This window comes from Streptomyces sp. NPDC008086, assembly GCF_042957325.1.
Taxonomy (GTDB): Bacteria; Actinomycetota; Actinomycetes; order Streptomycetales; family Streptomycetaceae; genus Streptomyces.
Genome location: NZ_JBIBIA010000006.1, coordinates 382799 through 398956 on the forward strand (window position 1 = coordinate 382799; position 16158 = coordinate 398956).

Here is a 16158-nt window from a genome sequence, read left to right on the forward strand (position 1 = left end):
GGGCGCCGCAGACTCCGCGCATGCGCAGCTACCGCGAGCTCTTCCGCACCCCCGAGTTCACCCCGTTCTTCCTCGCCTCCGCGGCCCAGGGCGCGGCCCTGACGATCGGCGGGCTGGCGCTGGCCACGCTGGTCTACCGGGCCACCGACTCGCCGCTGCTGTCGGCCGTGAGCATGTTCGGGCCGCAGCTCGCGCAGATGCTCGGGGCGACCTTCCTCCTGTCGGGCGCGGACCGGCTGCCCCCGCGGGCGACGCTGAGCTCCATCAGCCTCGCCTTCGCCGCCTGTACGGCCGTGCTGGCGCTGCCCGGCCTGCCCATCGGGGCGGTCTTCGGCGTGATCTTCCTCCAGGGCCTGATCGCCTCGCTGGGCGGGGGAGTGACCGGCGGCCTGCTCAACGAGATCCTGCCCAAGGACGGCTTCGTCCTGGGCCGTTCGGTGTTCAACATGGTCTTCGGGCTGGTGCAGGTCGTCGGGTTCGCGACGGGCGGCGCCCTGCTGACGCTGCTGTCCCCGCGGACCTGTCTGCTGCTGTCGGCGGCGCTGTACGCCACCGCGTCCCTCGTCTTCCGGCTGGGCCTGACCGCCCGTTCGCCCCGCAGCGCGGGCCGCCCGTCCGTCGCGGCGACCTGGCGCACCAACGCCCTCCTGTGGTCCTCGCGCCCCCGCCGCCTCACCTACCTGGGCCTGTGGATCCCCAACGGCCTGATCGTCGGCTGTGAGTCCCTCTTCGTCTCCTACGACTCCGGGGCCGCCGGCGCCCTGTTCGCCTCCGCGGCGCTGGGCATGTTCGTCGGCGATCTGACCGTCGGCCGCTTCGTGCCGCCCGCCCTGCGCGCCCGCCTGCCCGTCCCGCTGCTCCTGCTGCTGGCCACGCCGTATCTGCTGTTCGCCCTGCGGCCGGGCACGCTCTGGGCCGCCCTGGCCGTGTCCGTCGCCTCCGTAGGCTTCGGCGCGAGCCTCGCCCAGCAGGAACGCCTCATGGCCCTCACCCCCGACGAACTCGCGGGCCACGCCCTCGGGTTGCGCGGCGCCGGGATGCTCACCATGCAGGGGCTCAGCGCCGCCCTCGCCGGCTCGATCGCCCAACTCACCTCGCCCGCGACGGCGATGACGGCCATGGCGGTCTCCTCGCTGGCGGTGACCGTGACGCTGGGGGTGGCGAGCCGCAGGGACGCGCGGGACGTGCGCGACCGGAAGAGGGGAGTTTCTCCCACCGATTTCCGGGCCCCGGTGTCGCCAGAATGAGGGCACGGGCGCTTCGGCCCCCGTACCGGAGACAGCACCGCACAGGCGACAGAGGGGAGCGAGTCGTATGGAACGCGCGACGCGGCTCGGGGGGAACAGTCCGGCCGACGAGAGCGGAGGGCCCGGGGGGTTCTCCGTCACGGCCGGATGGGTGGGGCTGCGGCAGGCGCTGACCCTGTGCTGGACGGCGACGGCGGCCCTCGGCCGGTCGCTGTCGGTCTGCGGGGCGATCAGCCTGATGGGACCCGGCCTCGGCTTGGTGCCGCGCGCCATGGAGGGCATCCGCGACCTGGCCGCCCGTCGGCGCGAACTGGCACTGCGCTGGTCGGGTGTGGAGATACCGGGGCCGCCCGGCCCGCTGCCGCCCGTGCCCGAGGGGGCGTCCGGGGTGGTGGCACGCTACCGGTGGATCATGAGCGACCCGCAGACCCGGCGGGAGTACGTCTGGGTGCTGGTCGACCCACTGGCCGGCGCGCTCCTCGCCTTCCTCCCCCTCGCGCTGGTGCTGAGCGGCGGGTGGGGGATCTTCCTCGCCTTCTTCGGCGTCCCGCTCTCCGCCGAGTGGGACGGCCTCTGGTACCAGTTCATCCCGATCGAGGGCCAGGCCACCGCCGTGCTCGCCGGGGTCCTCGGCGCCCTGCAACTGCCGCTGGCCCTGTGGGCGGCGCCGCGCGTCGTGCGCCGGCACGCCCTTTACACCCGCGCGATGCTCGCCCCGAGCGAGAGCGAGCTGATGGCCGGCCGGATCCGGCACCTGGCCGCGACCCGCTCCGACGCCGTCGACACGCAGATGGCCGAGATCCGCCGTATCGAACGCGACCTGCACGACGGCGCCCAGGCCCGCCTGGTGGCGATGGGCATGACCCTGGACGCCGCCGAGAGCCTCCTGGAGACCAACCCCGAGGCCGTGCGCGCCCTGCTCGCCGAGGCGCGCGAGTCCTCCGCCAAGGCGCTGGCGGAACTGCGCGACCTGGTGCGCGGCATCCATCCGCCGGTCCTCGCGGACCGTGGACTCGCCGACGCCGTCCGGGCGTTGGCGATGGTCTGCCCGGTCCGCACCGAGGTCGAGATCGACCTGCCGGGCCGGCCCGAGATGCCCGTCGAGTCCGCCGCGTACTTCGCGGTCTCGGAGGTCCTCACCAACGTCGCCAAGCACTCCGGTGCCGACCAGGCGCTGATCGACATCCACTACGCTCGCGGAATGCTGCGCATCACCGTCACCGTCACCGACGACGGCCACGGCGGCGCGGACGTCTCGCGCGGCAGCGGGCTGCGGGGCATCGAGCGCCGGCTCGCCACCTTCGACGGGGTGCTCGCCGTGCACAGCCCCGTGAACGGACCGACCCTGGTGACGATGGAGCTTCCGTGCGTATTGCCCTCGCCGAAGACCACTTCCTCCTGAGGGACGGACTCGTCCGCCTGCTCGGCGCCCACGGCCACGAGGTCGTCGCGGCGGTGGACAACGGTACGGAACTGCTGGACGCGCTCGTCGGTGAGCGGCCGGACGTCGCGGTGGTCGACGTCCGGTTGCCGCCGACGTTCACCGACGAGGGCCTGCGCGCGGCCCTGGCGGCCCGCAAGCGGCTCCCCGACCTGCCGGTCCTGCTCCTGTCCCAGTACGTCGAGCCGCTCTACGCCCGCGAGTTGCTCGCCGATGGCGGGCGGGCGGTGGGCTATCTGCTGAAGGACCGGGTCACCAACGGCACCCAGTTCCTGGACTCCATCCGCCGGGTGGCCGAGGGCGGCACGGTGATGGACCCCGAGGTGGTCGCGGGCCTGCTGACCCGCAAGGAGCGCGACGAGGCCGTGGGCACCCTCTCGGCACGCGAACGCGAGGTCCTGGAGTGGGTGGCCCAGGGGCGCTCCAACGCCGGTATCGCACAGGGTTTGTTCATCACGGAGAAGGCCGTCGCCAAGCACATCGGGAACATCTTCACCAAGCTGGGACTGCTGCCGACGGACGGCGACAACCGCCGGGTGCTGGCGGTGCTGGCGTATCTGGACCAGTGACCGGACTGTCTCGGATAAGGGGAGTTCGGAGTTCGGCCCGTCGACACTGAACGGATCGGGCCGGCCCTCCGTATGCTTAACCGATCGAGGCGCGTATCCGGACGAATCACTCGATCTTCATGGGGTTTGCATACGGGCCGCCAGTGCCGCGGCCTCGGGGGGATGTGAGGCGACCATGGCGACGGCGAACAACACGGTGCGCGCGGGCAGCGTGCTTCCGGTGGACGCGGCGCGCTGGGCGATGTGGGCTTTCGTCATCGCGAACGCGGTGATCGTCGAGGCGCTGTTCGTCAGCGCCGGCGAGGGCAAGAACGGCGTGCTCACGGTCGCCAAGTTCTTCGGCCTGCACGCGGCCCTTCTGCTGCTGTTCCAACTGCTGCTGGTGGCCCGGCTGCCGTGGCTGGACCGCCGTATCGGCATGGACCGACTGACGGTGTGGCACCGCTGGGTCGGCTTCACCCTGCTGTGGACCGTCCTGACCCACGCCACTCTGGTGGTGCTCGGCTACGCCACGCTCGACGACACCTCCATGGGGAAGACGTTCGTCGCGCTGAGCGGGGTGCCGGCGTCGCTGCTGGGCATGCTGGCCGCGGCCGTCGTCGTCATGACCGGCGCGATCTCCACGCGCGGGGTACGCCGCCGCCTCCGGTACGAGGTCTGGCACGGCCTGCATCTGCTGCTCTACATCGCTCTCGGCCTGGCGTTCGTCCACCAGTTGCAGGAGACGACGACGTTCACGTCCTCCGCGTTCGCCACGGCCTACTGGTGGATCCTGTGGCTGTTCGCCTTCGGCGCGCTGCTGACGGGCCGCGTCGTCGTGCCGGTGTGGCGCAACGCCTACCACCGCTTCACGGTCACGGCCGTGGTGCCGGAGTCGCACGACGTGGTCTCCGTCCACGTCACCGGCCGCCACCTCGACAAACTTCCCGCCCGCGCGGGCCAGTTCTGCATCTGGCGGTTCCCCGGGCACAACCACTGGTGGCCGGCCAACCCCTTCTCCCTCTCGGCGGCGCCGAGCCCCCAGGGACTCCGTCTGACGGCGAAGGCGGCGGGCACCGCCAGCGCCGGGCTGCGCGACCTCCGGGTCGGCACCCGCGCCTACGTCGAGGGACCGTACGGGGCGTTCACCTCACTGCACCGGAGTCGGCCCGGCGCCCTGCTGATCGCCGGCGGTGTGGGGATCACGCCCGTGCGGGCCATGCTGGAGGAGGAGACGACCGGTGACGTCGTCGTGCTGTACCGGGTGCGCGACGAGGCCGACGCGGTCCTCCTGGACGAGGTGCGCCACCTGGTCGCGCGGCGGGGCGGACGGCTGCACCTGCTCACGGGCAGGACCGCCGAGTTCGGCGCCCCGCCGTTCGGCCCGGAGAACCTGCGTCGACTGGTCCCCGACGTCACCGGACGCGACGTGTACGTCTGCGGCCCGCCCGCCATGACCGCGGCGGTGCTCTCCGGCCTGCGCGAGCTGCGGGTTCCGGCGCGACAGGTGCACGCCGAGAGGTTCGGCCTGGCCTGACGGGGCTCGCCGCGTCAGCTGAGCCAGTCCGCGGCGTAACCGTCGTAGGTCCCGTCGTGGGTGGCCAGGTGGACCCACTGGTCGACGTACTCCTTGAACTCCTCATCGCCACGCGGCAGCAGGTACGCCTTCTCGCCGAAGGTGAAGGGCTTGTCCGGGTTGATCGCGCAGAGCTCCGGGTGGAGCTTGGACTGGTACTCGGTCTCGCTGCCGTCCGTGATCATCACATCGGCGTGGCCCGCGACGATCTCCTCGAAGATCGTGGTGTTCTCGGGGTGGGTGATGAGGGTGGCCTGGTGGATGTTGGCCTTGGCGAACGCCTCGTTGGTGCCGCCGGGGTTGACGATCACCCGGACACCGGGCTGGTCGATCTCCTTCAGCGACTGGTACCTGCCCTTGTCCTCGCAGCGGGCGATCGCTGACTTGCCGTCCACGAGATAGGGCGTGCTGAAGTACGCCTTCCGCGCCCTGCCCAGCGTCACGGAGACGCCTCCCATGCCGACGTCGCACCTGCCCGCCGTCAGGTCGTCCATGAGCCCGGCCCAAGTCGTCGCCACGAAGCGGGGTTTCACGCCCAGGCTGTTGGCGAGGTTCCTCGCCATGTCGATGTCGATGCCGGTGTACGACTTCGTGGCGGTGTCCAGGTGGCTGAACGGCCGGTAGTCACCGGTGGTGCAGACGCGCAGCACGCCGCGGTCGGGCACCTTGTCCAGAAGAGTGGTGCTGGAGTGGTGCCGACCGGACGCGGTGTCGACCTGGGTGGCGTAGGCGGCGGCTCCGCCGAGGGCGGTGGCGAGCGCGAGGGCGAGAGCGGTCAAGGTGGTTCTGCGTGGCATGGGGTCACTTCCTGACCGGGGGTCGGCGGGTGGGGCTGCCGTCATCACAAGCCGGCATCGCGACTTCGTTACCCAGCCGATCACGTGCTGAACGTATCCGGAGGCTGAGGCCCCGGGCAGCGACGGCCGTCACCGTCCCGTGCCTTCACCGTGCCGGTGCGTTCACCGTGCAGGCCCCGCCACTCCGGCCGCCGCCCCCGCTGCCGTCGGAGCCACGGCACGGCCGGTCTGCGGGGAGATCATGCCGGCGCACAGGCCGCGGGCGGCCAACCCCTGGGCGATGCGCGGGAGCGCCGCGAGGGAGTTGGCGGACCAGTCGTGCATGAGGATGACCTGGCCGTTGGTGAGCCGGCCGGCCGCCGCCACGATCGCGTCGGTGCTCGCGCCGTTCCAGTCCTGCGAATCGACGTTCCAGATGATCTCGGTCAGGCCGTACTTGGCCGCGACGGCCTTCACCGCGGCGTTGGTCTCGCCGTACGGCGGCCGGAACAGCTTCGGCGTACCGCCGCCCGCGGCCGCGATGGCCTGCTGGGTCCGGGAGATCTCCGAATCGATCGTCGCCTGGCTCTGCTGGGTCAGATGCGGGTGGGTGTAGCTGTGGTTGCCGACCCACATACCGGCATTGACCTGGTCCCTGACCCGGGCCGGGTAGGCGGCGGCGTACTGGCCCTGGTTGAACATCGTGGCCCGCAGCCCGTTCCGCGTGAGCGCGCTGAGCAGGGCCGGGGTGCTGCTGGACGGCCCGTCGTCGAAGGTGAGCCCGACGTACCCGTTGCAGGCGGCGGCCTGCGCCGGGGCGGCGGTGTCGACGGTGAGGGTGCCGGCAACGGCGAGGGAGGCGACGGCGAGGAGCGGGAGACGCGGTGTGGCTTTCATGAGGAGGGGGCCTCCAGCTTGGGGACTTTGGAGAAGCAGGGGGAGGGGGAGCAGGGGGAAGGGGGGAGGGAGGAGGGAGGAGGGTCAGGGAGCCGGGATGGGCCCACGGACCCAGACCCTTCCCCCCGTCCCCTGCCCCCTGCCCATCCCCGAACAGGCCTATCGCACCGTGATGTTGGAACTCCCGCTGCTCTGGTATCCCTCGGTGGCGAGGATCATGTAGTAGCTGAAGCTCCCCAGGGGCATGCCGGCGCGGGCCCAGGCGTCGAAGTGGTTGCCGGTGGTGATGGTGCCGCCGGTCCGCTTCGACTGCCGGACGCTCCAGTACTGGTTGAACGTGCGGGTGCCCTCGACGGACGGGGCGTTGTAGCGGGTGGTCTGGTAGATGTCGTACGTGCCGCCGTCGCTGGTGACAGTGCCCTTGTAGGTCCCGGTGGGCCGGTAGGTGCCCCAGTTGTCGACGACGTAGTACTCGACGAGCGGGTTCGATGTCCACCCGTACAGAGTCAGGTAGCCGTTGCCGGACGGGTTGAAGCTGCCGGAGTAGGTCACGGTCCTGCGTGAGCCGTTGCTCCAGCCCTTGCCGGCGACGAAGTTCCCGGTGTTCCGCCACGAAGTGCTGTAGTTTCCGCCGGAGTTCAGGGTCATGGAGACCGTGCCCTGGCTGTCCGTCCAGAACGAGTAGTAGTACCCGTTGTCGGTGCCGGTCCGGTTCGTGGTGATGACCGTGGCCGCCTCGGCGGTGCCGGGCAGGGCCAACGTGGCCCCGGTGGCCAGCAGCAGGCCGCAGACGCTGCGACGCGTCGGGTTCGCGGATCCGTCGTTCATGGGCGTGCTTCCTCCTCGTCCTCATCGCGCTCTGCCAACGGCGAACAGTTTTGATATGGCCCTGCCAACTGTCAATAGTTTCGGCGTGTGCCGCGAAACATTCGATGCGGCAATTGGGTTATAGGTCGGCGTCTTGCCTGCTCATCAGGGGTTCCGGTGTCGCGAGTCGATAATGATCGGCGACGATCAAATCGCTTGATCAAAACTCCGAATCAAACCTTCGAATGTTTCGAAGGATTTCCCCGTGCCCCGCGCTGTCCGGCGTCCGTCTTTCCGCTAGGACCAGGGGAGGACCAGGGCGCCCCAGGCGACGACGGGGCCGAGGGCGACGATTCCGCCCGTGTAGCCGATGACCTGGCGGTAGAAGCGGCGGGTGTCCACGCCACGGGCGTTGCTGAGGACGAGTGCCCCGTTGGTCGAGAAGGGCGAGGTGTCGACGATCGTCGTGGAGACGGCGAGGGCGGCGATCAGCCCGGGACCGCTGAGGTGGCTGGAGAGCAGCAGCGGTACGGCGATGGGGATGATCGCCGTGAGGATCGCGGTGGAGGAGGCGAAGGCGGAGGTGATGGCCACGGTGAAGCACAGCAGCAGGGCGACGACGAGCGGGGCGCCCAGGTCGGCGGCGCGTTCGGAGATCTCCTCGATGACGCCGGCCTTCTCCAGCATCGCGATGTACGTCATCATGCCCGCGACCAGAAGCAGGGTGGACCAGCTGACCCCGTCCACGGCCTTCTCCTGCCGCTTCATGTCCACCAGGGCCAGCAGGGCGCCGGCGGCCAGCGCGAGGAATCCGATCTCCAGGTGGAAGCCGAGAGCGCCGACGACGAGGGCCACCAGCGAGGCGAGCGTGAGCCACTGCCGCCAGTCGGGCCTGCCGGAGACGGCGAGGTCCTCCTCGTCGGCTGCCTCCGCGGCGCTCTCCGCCAGCGGCGCGGGACGCTTGGCGAGCAGGGCGTAGGTGAGGACCGAGAGCACCAGGTTGATCAGGAAGCTGGCGGTGAACAGCGCCACGGCGGAGACCTGCAGATCGGTCTTGTCGACGAGGCCGAGCACCAGGGCGCCGGAGACGGCCAGTGGGGAGAACGCGCCCGCGTGTCCGCCGCTGATCACCATCATGCCGACGACCAGCGGGTTCAGCTTGTAGCGGTAGGCGAAGTTCATGCCGATCGGCGCGAGGATCGCGACTGCGGCCGGGGTGAACGTACCGAACGCCGTCAGCAGGGCGGCCACCAGGAACAGCACCCAGGGGATGAGCTGTACCTTGCCGCGTACCAGCCGCACCCCGGCGGCGACGAGCCAGTCGATGGTGCCGTTGCGGCGGGCGACGGAGAACAGGTAGGTGACGCCGACGATGGTGACGAAGAGCTTCGCCGGGAACCCCTCGAAGATCTCGTCCTCGGTGAGGCCGAGGGAGGCCGTGCCGACGGCGAAGGTGGCGACGAAGGCGAGGATGCCCAGGTTGATCGGCAGCACGGTGCCGACGACGAACATCACCAGCAGGGCGCCTATGGAGATCACTTCAGCAGACATCTTTGTCCTTGGTGCGGTGGGGACGGGGTGGCGCGCCCCAGGAGGCGCGAGGGTATCCCGGTGCGGACGGCTGGGAGCCGGCCCCACCGAGCTGATGTTCGTCGCGGCTCAGGCGGCTTGCGGGCTGCCTGCCGCCGGTACGTAGATGCGGGCGTCGGCGAGCAGCCGGGCCGCGCGCCGCACGGTGACCCGGTGCGGCAGGCCGTCCCGCACGTCGGTGCAGCGGACCGCGACGACACCGGCGGGCGTGCCGAGGCGCAACCACTCGTCGGTCGGGCCACCCGTGGCCCGGGATACGACGGACCCCTCCAGCAGCCCGGCCGCCGCGACGGCGACGGCAGAGGTCAGGCCGATCGCGGGGTGCGGGGCGTTCATGGTGAGCATCCGCACCGACACGTCGTAGTCCTCGGCGCCGACCGGTTCACCGAGGGTGGTGGTGTACGGCACCGGCGGGCCGACCAGGCCCACCTTGGGCACCGCGTCACCGGGCTCCTCGCCCGGCAGGCGCAGCCCCATCAGGGGCGCGGCGGTATGACGGACGGTGCGCAGCCAAGGGACGTCCGCGCTCATCCGCTCCAGTGACTCGGCGCCGGTACGCCCGGCACCGACGGCGTCGACGAGGACGACCGGAGCTCCCGCGGCCACCATGCTCACCCGTACCGGCTCGGCTGCGCCGACCCGCAGGTCCTGGGCGGCCCGGCCGGTGGGGAGCAGTAAGGCGGTGGTGGCGGCGGGGTCGCGGAAGGTGAGGCCGACCGCGACCCCGCCGGCCCGGGTGCCGGGTACCGTCTGGCGGCCGAAGTGGTGCACCACGCCCCCGGCAGTGTCGACGACCCCTTCGAGGACCGCCCCGGTGTTGGTGTTGTGCATCACCACGCGCGTCCGGTCGCCGGTGACCGGGACCATGCCCTTGCTCACCGCGTACAGGGCGACGCCGGTGGCGCAGTTGCCGCAGTTGCTCGTCCACTCCACCGCGCCCGTGCCGATGCCGACCTGGGCGAACAGGTAGTCGACGTCGACGCCGGGCCGGGATGAGGCGCTGACCACGGCCGCTTTCGAGGTGGTGGGGGTCGCCCCGCCCACCCCGTCCAGCTCCACGGGGTCGGTGGCGCCGTACGCGGCGACCAGCAGCCTTTCCAGGTCGCCGCGGTCGGCAGGGACATCGACCTGGTTGAACAGCCAGCACTTGCTTGTGCCGCCACGCACCAGGCTCGCGGGAATGTGCACGTCTGAGGCTCTTCCTGGATCAACGGAGGTACGGAAAGGGCCGAGAAGCGGTCACGGGCGTATCGCGGGCCGGTGCACCGCTCGGCGATTGCGGAGACCTTCGCAGAGGCGTGACTTCGGAACAATCGCAGTTCGCTTCACCTGGGTTTAGCTCAGCTAAAGTCGGCGGCATGCTCAACGTGCGCCGCCTGCTGCTGCTCACCGAGGCCACCGAACGCGGTTCGCTCACCGCCGCGGCGGAAGCGCTCGGCATGACCACCTCCGCCGCCTCCCAGCAGATGTCCCTGCTGGAGCAGGAGGCGGGGCAGCCCCTGATCGAGCGGCTGCCACGGGGAATCCGCCCCACCCCGGCGGGTGCCGCGCTGGCCGGACGCGGCCAGGCCATCCGCCGCGAACTGCGCGCCGCCCAGGCCGACCTGGACTCCTTCACCGCCCTCGACCAGGGCACGTTGCGGCTCGGTTCCTTCCCCACCGCGAGCGCGTCCCTGCTGCCGCTCGCACTCACCCGCTTCCGCCGTCGCCACACCGGGATCCGCATCGAGGTACGTGCCGGAGTCCTCGCGGAGCTGCGGGAGATGCTGCACACCGGCGAGGTGGAGCAGGGGCTGCTCTGGGACTACGAATGGAACCGCCTCGACGATCCGGCGCTCGCCCTCACCCACCTCCTGGACGACCCGACGGTGCTGGTCGTCCCCGCGGACTCACCCCTGCGCACCCACCCCTCCGTGCGCCTCGGCGACCTCGCCGACCAGGAGTGGATCATCCGCGCCGACAACCACCCCGTCGCCGACGTCCTGCGCCGAAGCTGTCGCCAGGCGGGATTCGAGCCGCGCATCGCCTACTCCTCGCACGACTACCAGGAGGCGCAGGCCATGGTCGCCGCCGGTCTCGGCATCGCGCTCGCACCCCGCCTGGCCCTCACCAGCCGCCGCAGCGACGTACGCCTCCTGCCGTTCGCCTCCGACGTCCCGGCCCCCACGCGCCGCATCCTCCTCGCCCGCGCCGCGGCACGCCCCGCCACCCCACCCGCCCAGGCGATGGCCCGCGTCCTGCGCACGGTGGCGCGGCGATTCACCGCCCCGGACCTGCACCGGGCCCAGCTCGGGGCGGTCCGACGGGGCTGACGCTGCGACGGTTCGCGACGGGGCTGACGCTGCGACGGTTCGTACGGGCCGTCGCGGAACATCCGCCGCCCGGGCTGAGCCCCACCGGTCCGTCGGCGGACGAGGTGCGCTACCAGGGATGTGCGCTACCAGGGCAGGTCGCGGCGGACCAGCGCCCGAGCGAACGGTTCTCCGGTGGCCCGTGCATAGGCCATCCGCTCGTGCACCTCACTGAGGGTGCGCGGGCGGTAGCCGGGGCCGCCGCAGCAACTCTTGTGGAAGCGCACACCGGCGTGCAGCAGCACGGACAGGGCACGCCACGCGTTGGTGTCCCGCCTCCTGGGCGCCGCGAAGGCGGAGCCAACGTGGATCAGTGGTTCGGCGCAGCGTGGACAGACCCGGTCGCGGTCGTGGTGGCCGGGGTAGGGCTGCTTGTACGAGGCCTGGCAGGGCAGGCAGACGTACGAGGTCTTTCCATGGGCCATGCGGGAAGGGTAGGGCCGCGACGGGGACGGGTTCGACAGCTTTGTGGCAGTGGGGCCGTTGAACAGCGCCGGGACGTCGCCGACAGCGGCCACTGCACCGAGACCTGGACACCCGGAGTGGGCATCCAGTCCATGCACGAGCGAGTCGAGCTCAGAGCGGTGACGCGTGGTGCCCCCGGCAGGATTCGAACCTGACACCCTCTTCAGGAGAATCCGTTCCAAGAGGACCCCGTGGTGGGCCGGCTGCCTACGGCTTCGGCGCGGGTTGCTCCCCTGAGCCTCGGACGATCAACCGGGTGGGAACGGTGATGGTGCGAGCCCGGGAGCGGTCGCCGTCGAGGCGGGCCAGGGCGGTGGTCGCGGCGCTGCGGCCGATTTCTTCGGGGTCCTGGGCGACGACGGTCAGGGCTGGTTCCAGTGCTTCGGCGAGGGAGACGTCGTCGAAGGCGACGACGGCGACGTCCTTGCGCTTGCTGCGCGCGAGTTCGGCGACGATGCCGAGCGCCATGATGTTGTTGCCGGCGAACAGGGCGGTGGGGGGATCGGCCAGTTCGAGGAGTTGGGCGGTCGCGGCTTCGGCGCCCGGCTGGTCATGGGCATTGGCGACGAGCGAGCGGTCGTAAGGGATGTCGGCTTCTTGCAGGGCCGCGCGGTATCCGGCGAGGCGTTCGCGGCGGGTGTAGAGCTTGACGGGCAGGTCGCCGACGAATCCGATGCGGCGGTGCCCGTGGGCGATCAGATGGGCGACGCCGTTCTGGGCCCCCGCGCGGTTGGAGCTGACGATGCTGTCCGTGGACAGGCCGACTCCCGGGCGGTCCAGGAAGACGATGGGCAGACCCGCCGTACGGTGCGATTTGAGGTCGGAGTGGTCGGCGCCGACGGCCGGCACGACGATCAGGATGCTGACCCGTCGGGCGAGGAACTTGGCCGTCAGGGCGCGTTCGCGGTCGGGGTCGTCCGCGGAGGAGCCCATGAGCAGGGTCAGTCCGCGTTCGCGGACGGTGTCCTCGATGCCGCGGGCCACGGCTCCGAAGAAGGGGTTGGCGAGGTCGGGGATGACCAGGCCGATGGTGGTGTCCGGGCCGCCGACGCGGATGTTGCGTGCCATGAGGTTCGGCTGGAAACCGAGCTTGGCCACGGCGGCGAGGACCTGTTCCCTGGTCTCGGCCGAGGCGTATCCGTCCTCGTTGAGAACTCGGGAGACGGTCTTGGCGCTGACGCCCACCTCTCGGGCGACGTCTGCCATGGTCGGGCGGCGGTTCGCTGCCATGGAGGAAACAGTCTCCTGTCTCGTCGGTTCCGGCCGCGGCCTCGGCCGGATCCTGTGCGTGCTTCAGTTGGCCTGAACTCCCGCGGCCTTCGCCGCCTCGGAATCCGCTACGACAGTACCTCCGGCCTCGTCGACGCTGAGAGCGCCGGTCATGATGGCGACGACCTCCGCCATGGAGTAGTCCGAGGGCTTGATCACGGCGGCGCGCCTGCCGAGGCGGTGGACGTGGATCCGGTCGGCGATCTCGAAGACGTGGGGCATGTTGTGGCTGATCAGGACGACCGGCATGCCCTTGTCGCGGACGCGGCGGATGAGGTCCAGGACCTGTCCGGACTCCTTGACGCCGAGGGCGGCGGTGGGTTCGTCCATGACGACGACGCTACGGGCCCAGGCGACGGCGCGGGCGACCGCGACGGCCTGCCGCTGTCCGCCGGAGAGGGTCTCGACCGACTGGGTCAGCGAGCGCAGGCCGATCTTCAGGTCGGCCATGTGCTCTGCGGCTTCCTGGCGCATGCGCTTCTTGTCGAGCATGCGGAAAGCGCTGCCGAGGATGCCGGGGCGGCGTAGTTCGCGGCCGAGGAACATGTTGGAGGCGATGTCCATGGAGGCCGCGACGGCGAGGTCCTGGTAGACCGTCTCGATGCCGTGGGCGCGTGCGCTCTGCGGGCCGGAGAAGGTGATCGGCCTGCCGTTGAGTCGGATCTCGCCCGCGTCCGGGACCACCGCGCCGGTGAGGGCCTTGATCAGGCTGGTCTTGCCGGCGCCGTTGTCGCCGATGACGGCGAGGACCTCACCGGGCAGCAGGTCGAAGTCGGCGCCGTCGATGGCCGTGACATGGCCGTAGCGCTTGACCAGACCTCGGGCCTGCAGGACAGGGGTGGGGGAGCCGGTGGCGGTCATCGGGCCTTCTTCCGGGAGATCTGGTCGACGGTCACCGCGAGGATCACCAGCACGCCGGTGATCAGGGTCTGGTAGATCGAGGCGACGCCCATCAGCTGCAGACCGTTGCGGAAGACGCCCACGATGAGGACACCGATGAACGTGCCCAGCACCGAGCCGCGTCCACCGAAGAGGCTGGTACCGCCGAGCACCACGGCGGTGATGCTGTCGAGGTTGTCGGTCTGCCCCGCCTGCGGATCGCCCACGCCGGTCCGGGAGATGAGCAGCAGCGCGGCGATGCCGTACAGCAGGCCGGCCACGGTGTACACGCCGATGGTCAGACGGGAGGTGCGGATGCCGTTCAGCCGGGCCGCTTCCGGGCTGTTGCCCAGGGCGTAGACGTGTCGGCCCCAGCTGGTGCTGCTCAGCGCGTACGCGAGCAGGAGGAACAGGGCGATGGTGACCAGCGAGCCGTAGGTGATGTCGGTGTTGCCGAGCGGGAAGGTCTGCCCCAGGGCGGTCAGCGGGCCGGGCAGGTTGGTGACCGTCTGCTCCTCGGAGTAGATGTGGGTCAGCGCGAACGCCACGTTCAGCATGCCGAGGGTGACGATGAACGGCGGCAGCGGGATCTTCTGCACCAGCGCCCCGTTGAGCAGGCCGAAGCCGCCGCAGACGACCAGGCCCAGCGCGATGGCGGCGAGCGGGGGCAGGGTGCCCTCGGCGGCCATCTTGGCGATCATGATGCTGCCGAACGCCATCACGGCTCCGCAGGACAGGTCGATGCCCGCGGTGAGGATGATCAGGGTCTGGCCGATGGCGAGGGTGCCGACGACCATGACCTGCTGCACGATCAGCGAGAAGTTTCCTCCGGTGAGGAACTGGTCGGTCGAGAGGGAGAAGAAGACACAGGCCAGGAGGAGGGCGGCCAGTGGGCCGGTGGTCGGTTGCGTGAGCAGTCTGCGGATCGTGGTCGGTGCTTTGAGCTCGGCGTACGGCGTGGACGTGGAGGGTGGCGTGGACGTGGCAGTCATGCGAGGTCCTTGTCGGAAGACTCAAGTCCTGGTGCGTCCTTGTCGGACGGCGGGAGGACGAGGGGGCGGCCGTCCCCGGTCGGGGAGGAGGGGGGCGGCCGCCCCGCTGAGGGGTGTCGAACGGCGGCAGCTGGAGGTGGTGGCTCAGCCCCAGCAGTTCTCCAAGCCGTAGGCGGTGTCCTTGGACGTGACCCCGTCCTGCGCCTTGTCGGTGATCAGAGTGACGCCGGTGTCGGTGTAACCGGACGCCTTCTTGCCGTCCTTGGCGTACGTCGCGACGGCCTTGACGCCCTCGGCGGCCATCTTCAACGGGTACTGCTGCGAGGTCGCGGCGATCTTGCCGTCCTTGACGGCCTGAGTGCCCGTGCAACCGCCGTCGACCGAGACGATCAGTACGTCCTTCTCCCGGCCCTTGGCCTTCAGCGCGGTGTACGCGCCCAGGGCGGCAGGCTCGTTGATGGTGTAGACGACGTTGATGTCGGGCGACTTCTGCAGGCAGTTCTCCATCGCGGTCTGGCCCTTGGCCTGGTCGCCGCCGGTGTCCTGGGAGCAGACGACGGAGGGGTCGCCCTCCTCGATGCCGAAGCCCTTCAGGAAGCCGTTGTGCCGCTGGACGCCGACGGAGACACCCGGTGCGAGGTCGAGGGTGGCTATCTTGGCCGGCTCGCCCTTCATGGCGGCCTTGGCGTACTCGCCGATCAGCTCGCCGGCCTTGAGGTTGTCGGTGGCGAAGAGGGCGTCGACCGCGCTTTCCGGCTCGGTCGGCGTGTCCAGAGCGATGACCAGTACGCCCTTGGCCTTGGCCTTCTCGACCGCCGGCACGATCGCCTTGGAGTCGCTCGGCGTGATCAGGATGCCCTTCACTCCGGCGGCGACCATGTTCTCGATGGCGGTGACCTGACCGGCGTTGTCCCCGTCGAACTTGCCCGCCGCGGTGGACAGTTCGACACCGTTCTCCTTGGCGGCCTGCTCCGCGCCCTCCTTCATCTTCACGAAGAACGGGTTGGTGTCGGTCTTGGTGATCAGACCGACCTTGACGCTGCCCGATCCGGTGCTCGCGGTGCCCGATTCGGATCCGGATCCACAGGCGGTCAGGGTGAGGGCCGCGACACCCATGCAGGCAGCGGATCTGAGCAAGGAGAACGGCAGACGAGAGATGCGTGACATGAACAACTCCTGCTGGATTGCGGGGCGGGCGGCCGGCATCGGGGCATGCAGCCCCGGATGTCATCGTTGACTTATGTCATCGTTGACACTGCTTGGCGAGGATGATGGACTCCGCCTGCGGGCAACGTCAATGCCTTGCACCCGACACAAATC

At 70.4% G+C, this 16158-nt stretch carries 15 protein-coding genes and 1 pseudogene; 5 read left to right on the top strand and 11 right to left on the bottom strand.

Annotated features, from left to right (window positions below):
* Nucleotides 1-20 precede the first annotated feature (20 nt).
* The 4 genes from ACFZBP_RS23120 to ACFZBP_RS23135 all read left to right on the top strand — a co-directional run bounded on the left by ACFZBP_RS23120 (nucleotide 21) and on the right by ACFZBP_RS23135 (nucleotide 4773).
* Nucleotides 21-1247: an MFS transporter gene (locus tag ACFZBP_RS23120; RefSeq protein WP_391415682.1), complete on the top strand. Its 1227-nt coding sequence runs from the start codon at nucleotides 21-23 to the stop codon at nucleotides 1245-1247.
* 67 nt (nucleotides 1248-1314) lie between these two features.
* Nucleotides 1315-2649, top strand: a complete 1335-nt coding sequence (locus ACFZBP_RS23125; RefSeq protein ID WP_391415684.1) for a histidine kinase — start codon at nucleotides 1315-1317, stop codon at nucleotides 2647-2649.
* Nucleotides 2613-3257, top strand: coding sequence for a LuxR C-terminal-related transcriptional regulator (locus tag ACFZBP_RS23130; RefSeq protein WP_383447757.1), 645 nt, complete (start codon nucleotides 2613-2615; stop codon nucleotides 3255-3257). The genes ACFZBP_RS23125 and ACFZBP_RS23130 overlap by 37 nt, the downstream gene beginning before the upstream one ends.
* 175 nt (nucleotides 3258-3432) lie before the next feature.
* The gene (locus ACFZBP_RS23135; protein ID WP_391415687.1) at nucleotides 3433-4773 is read left to right on the top strand and encodes a ferric reductase-like transmembrane domain-containing protein; all 1341 of its coding nucleotides are present in this window, start codon (nucleotides 3433-3435) and stop codon (nucleotides 4771-4773) included.
* Between the two features lie 14 nt (nucleotides 4774-4787).
* Here ACFZBP_RS23135 and ACFZBP_RS23140 read toward each other — a convergent pair whose 3' ends face one another.
* The 5 genes from ACFZBP_RS23140 to ACFZBP_RS23160 all read right to left on the bottom strand — a co-directional run bounded on the left by ACFZBP_RS23140 (nucleotide 4788) and on the right by ACFZBP_RS23160 (nucleotide 10070).
* Complete coding sequence (locus tag ACFZBP_RS23140; protein WP_383447763.1) at nucleotides 4788-5609, bottom strand: transporter substrate-binding domain-containing protein; 822 nt, start codon at nucleotides 5607-5609, stop codon at nucleotides 4788-4790.
* A gap of 162 nt (nucleotides 5610-5771) precedes the next feature.
* Nucleotides 5772-6485 carry a polysaccharide deacetylase family protein gene (locus ACFZBP_RS23145; RefSeq protein WP_391415690.1) on the bottom strand — a complete coding sequence of 238 codons (714 nt, stop codon included), beginning with the start codon at nucleotides 6483-6485 and terminating at the stop codon, nucleotides 5772-5774.
* 159 nt (nucleotides 6486-6644) lie between these two features.
* Nucleotides 6645-7313 carry a glycoside hydrolase family 11 protein gene (locus ACFZBP_RS23150; RefSeq protein WP_383447769.1) on the bottom strand — a complete coding sequence of 223 codons (669 nt, stop codon included), beginning with the start codon at nucleotides 7311-7313 and terminating at the stop codon, nucleotides 6645-6647.
* A gap of 276 nt (nucleotides 7314-7589) precedes the next feature.
* Nucleotides 7590-8843 (bottom strand): SLC13 family permease, encoded by a 1254-nt coding sequence (locus ACFZBP_RS23155; protein WP_391415693.1) that lies wholly within the window; start codon nucleotides 8841-8843, stop codon nucleotides 7590-7592.
* A 108-nt stretch (nucleotides 8844-8951) separates the two neighbouring features.
* Complete coding sequence (locus tag ACFZBP_RS23160; protein WP_391415695.1) at nucleotides 8952-10070, bottom strand: PrpF domain-containing protein; 1119 nt, start codon at nucleotides 10068-10070, stop codon at nucleotides 8952-8954.
* A gap of 170 nt (nucleotides 10071-10240) precedes the next feature.
* On the opposite strand from ACFZBP_RS23160, the gene ACFZBP_RS23165 reads away from it, so the two are divergent.
* The gene (locus ACFZBP_RS23165) at nucleotides 10241-11194 is read left to right on the top strand and encodes a LysR family transcriptional regulator (protein WP_383447784.1); all 954 of its coding nucleotides are present in this window, start codon (nucleotides 10241-10243) and stop codon (nucleotides 11192-11194) included.
* Nucleotides 11195-11319: 125 nt separating this feature from the next.
* On the opposite strand, the gene ACFZBP_RS23170 is transcribed toward ACFZBP_RS23165, so the two are convergent.
* The 6 genes and pseudogenes from ACFZBP_RS23170 to ACFZBP_RS23195 all read right to left on the bottom strand — a co-directional run bounded on the left by ACFZBP_RS23170 (nucleotide 11320) and on the right by ACFZBP_RS23195 (nucleotide 16005).
* On the bottom strand, nucleotides 11320-11658 hold the full coding sequence (locus ACFZBP_RS23170; protein ID WP_391415697.1) for a deoxyxylulose-5-phosphate synthase: 339 nt from the start codon (nucleotides 11656-11658) through the stop codon (nucleotides 11320-11322).
* A gap of 167 nt (nucleotides 11659-11825) precedes the next feature.
* Nucleotides 11826-11912 (bottom strand): annotated as a pseudogene (locus ACFZBP_RS23175).
* Nucleotides 11906-12928: a substrate-binding domain-containing protein gene (locus ACFZBP_RS23180; protein ID WP_391415699.1), complete on the bottom strand. Its 1023-nt coding sequence runs from the start codon at nucleotides 12926-12928 to the stop codon at nucleotides 11906-11908. The pseudogene ACFZBP_RS23175 and the gene ACFZBP_RS23180 overlap by 7 nt, the downstream one beginning before the upstream one ends.
* Before the next feature lie 63 nt (nucleotides 12929-12991).
* Nucleotides 12992-13828 (bottom strand): ATP-binding cassette domain-containing protein, encoded by an 837-nt coding sequence (locus tag ACFZBP_RS23185; protein WP_391415701.1) that lies wholly within the window; start codon nucleotides 13826-13828, stop codon nucleotides 12992-12994.
* Nucleotides 13825-14838, bottom strand: coding sequence for an ABC transporter permease (locus tag ACFZBP_RS23190; RefSeq protein ID WP_391415703.1), 1014 nt, complete (start codon nucleotides 14836-14838; stop codon nucleotides 13825-13827). Before ACFZBP_RS23190 ends, ACFZBP_RS23185 begins: the two co-directional genes overlap by 4 nt.
* Before the next feature lie 144 nt (nucleotides 14839-14982).
* Nucleotides 14983-16005, bottom strand: a complete 1023-nt coding sequence (locus ACFZBP_RS23195; RefSeq protein ID WP_391415705.1) for a substrate-binding domain-containing protein — start codon at nucleotides 16003-16005, stop codon at nucleotides 14983-14985.
* Between the last annotated feature and the right edge of the window lie 153 nt (nucleotides 16006-16158).

What these genes read in the sequence shown, in the direction of transcription:
- ACFZBP_RS23120 (WP_391415682.1), top strand. Translation starts at nt 21, where the DNA reads ATGCGCAGCTACCGCGAGCTCTTCCGCACCCCCGAGTTCACCCCGTTC.
- ACFZBP_RS23125 (WP_391415684.1), top strand. Translation starts at nt 1,315, where the DNA reads ATGGAACGCGCGACGCGGCTCGGGGGGAACAGTCCGGCCGACGAGAGC.
- ACFZBP_RS23135 (WP_391415687.1), top strand. Translation starts at nt 3,433, where the DNA reads ATGGCGACGGCGAACAACACGGTGCGCGCGGGCAGCGTGCTTCCGGTG.
- ACFZBP_RS23140 (WP_383447763.1), bottom strand. Translation starts at nt 5,609, where the DNA reads ATGCCACGCAGAACCACCTTGACCGCTCTCGCCCTCGCGCTCGCCACC.
- ACFZBP_RS23145 (WP_391415690.1), bottom strand. Translation starts at nt 6,485, where the DNA reads ATGAAAGCCACACCGCGTCTCCCGCTCCTCGCCGTCGCCTCCCTCGCC.
- ACFZBP_RS23150 (WP_383447769.1), bottom strand. Translation starts at nt 7,313, where the DNA reads ATGAACGACGGATCCGCGAACCCGACGCGTCGCAGCGTCTGCGGCCTG.
- ACFZBP_RS23155 (WP_391415693.1), bottom strand. Translation starts at nt 8,843, where the DNA reads ATGTCTGCTGAAGTGATCTCCATAGGCGCCCTGCTGGTGATGTTCGTC.
- ACFZBP_RS23165 (WP_383447784.1), top strand. Translation starts at nt 10,241, where the DNA reads ATGCTCAACGTGCGCCGCCTGCTGCTGCTCACCGAGGCCACCGAACGC.
- ACFZBP_RS23170 (WP_391415697.1), bottom strand. Translation starts at nt 11,658, where the DNA reads ATGGCCCATGGAAAGACCTCGTACGTCTGCCTGCCCTGCCAGGCCTCG.
- ACFZBP_RS23180 (WP_391415699.1), bottom strand. Translation starts at nt 12,928, where the DNA reads ATGGCAGCGAACCGCCGCCCGACCATGGCAGACGTCGCCCGAGAGGTG.
- ACFZBP_RS23185 (WP_391415701.1), bottom strand. Translation starts at nt 13,828, where the DNA reads ATGACCGCCACCGGCTCCCCCACCCCTGTCCTGCAGGCCCGAGGTCTG.
- ACFZBP_RS23190 (WP_391415703.1), bottom strand. Translation starts at nt 14,838, where the DNA reads ATGACTGCCACGTCCACGCCACCCTCCACGTCCACGCCGTACGCCGAG.
- ACFZBP_RS23195 (WP_391415705.1), bottom strand. Translation starts at nt 16,005, where the DNA reads ATGTCACGCATCTCTCGTCTGCCGTTCTCCTTGCTCAGATCCGCTGCC.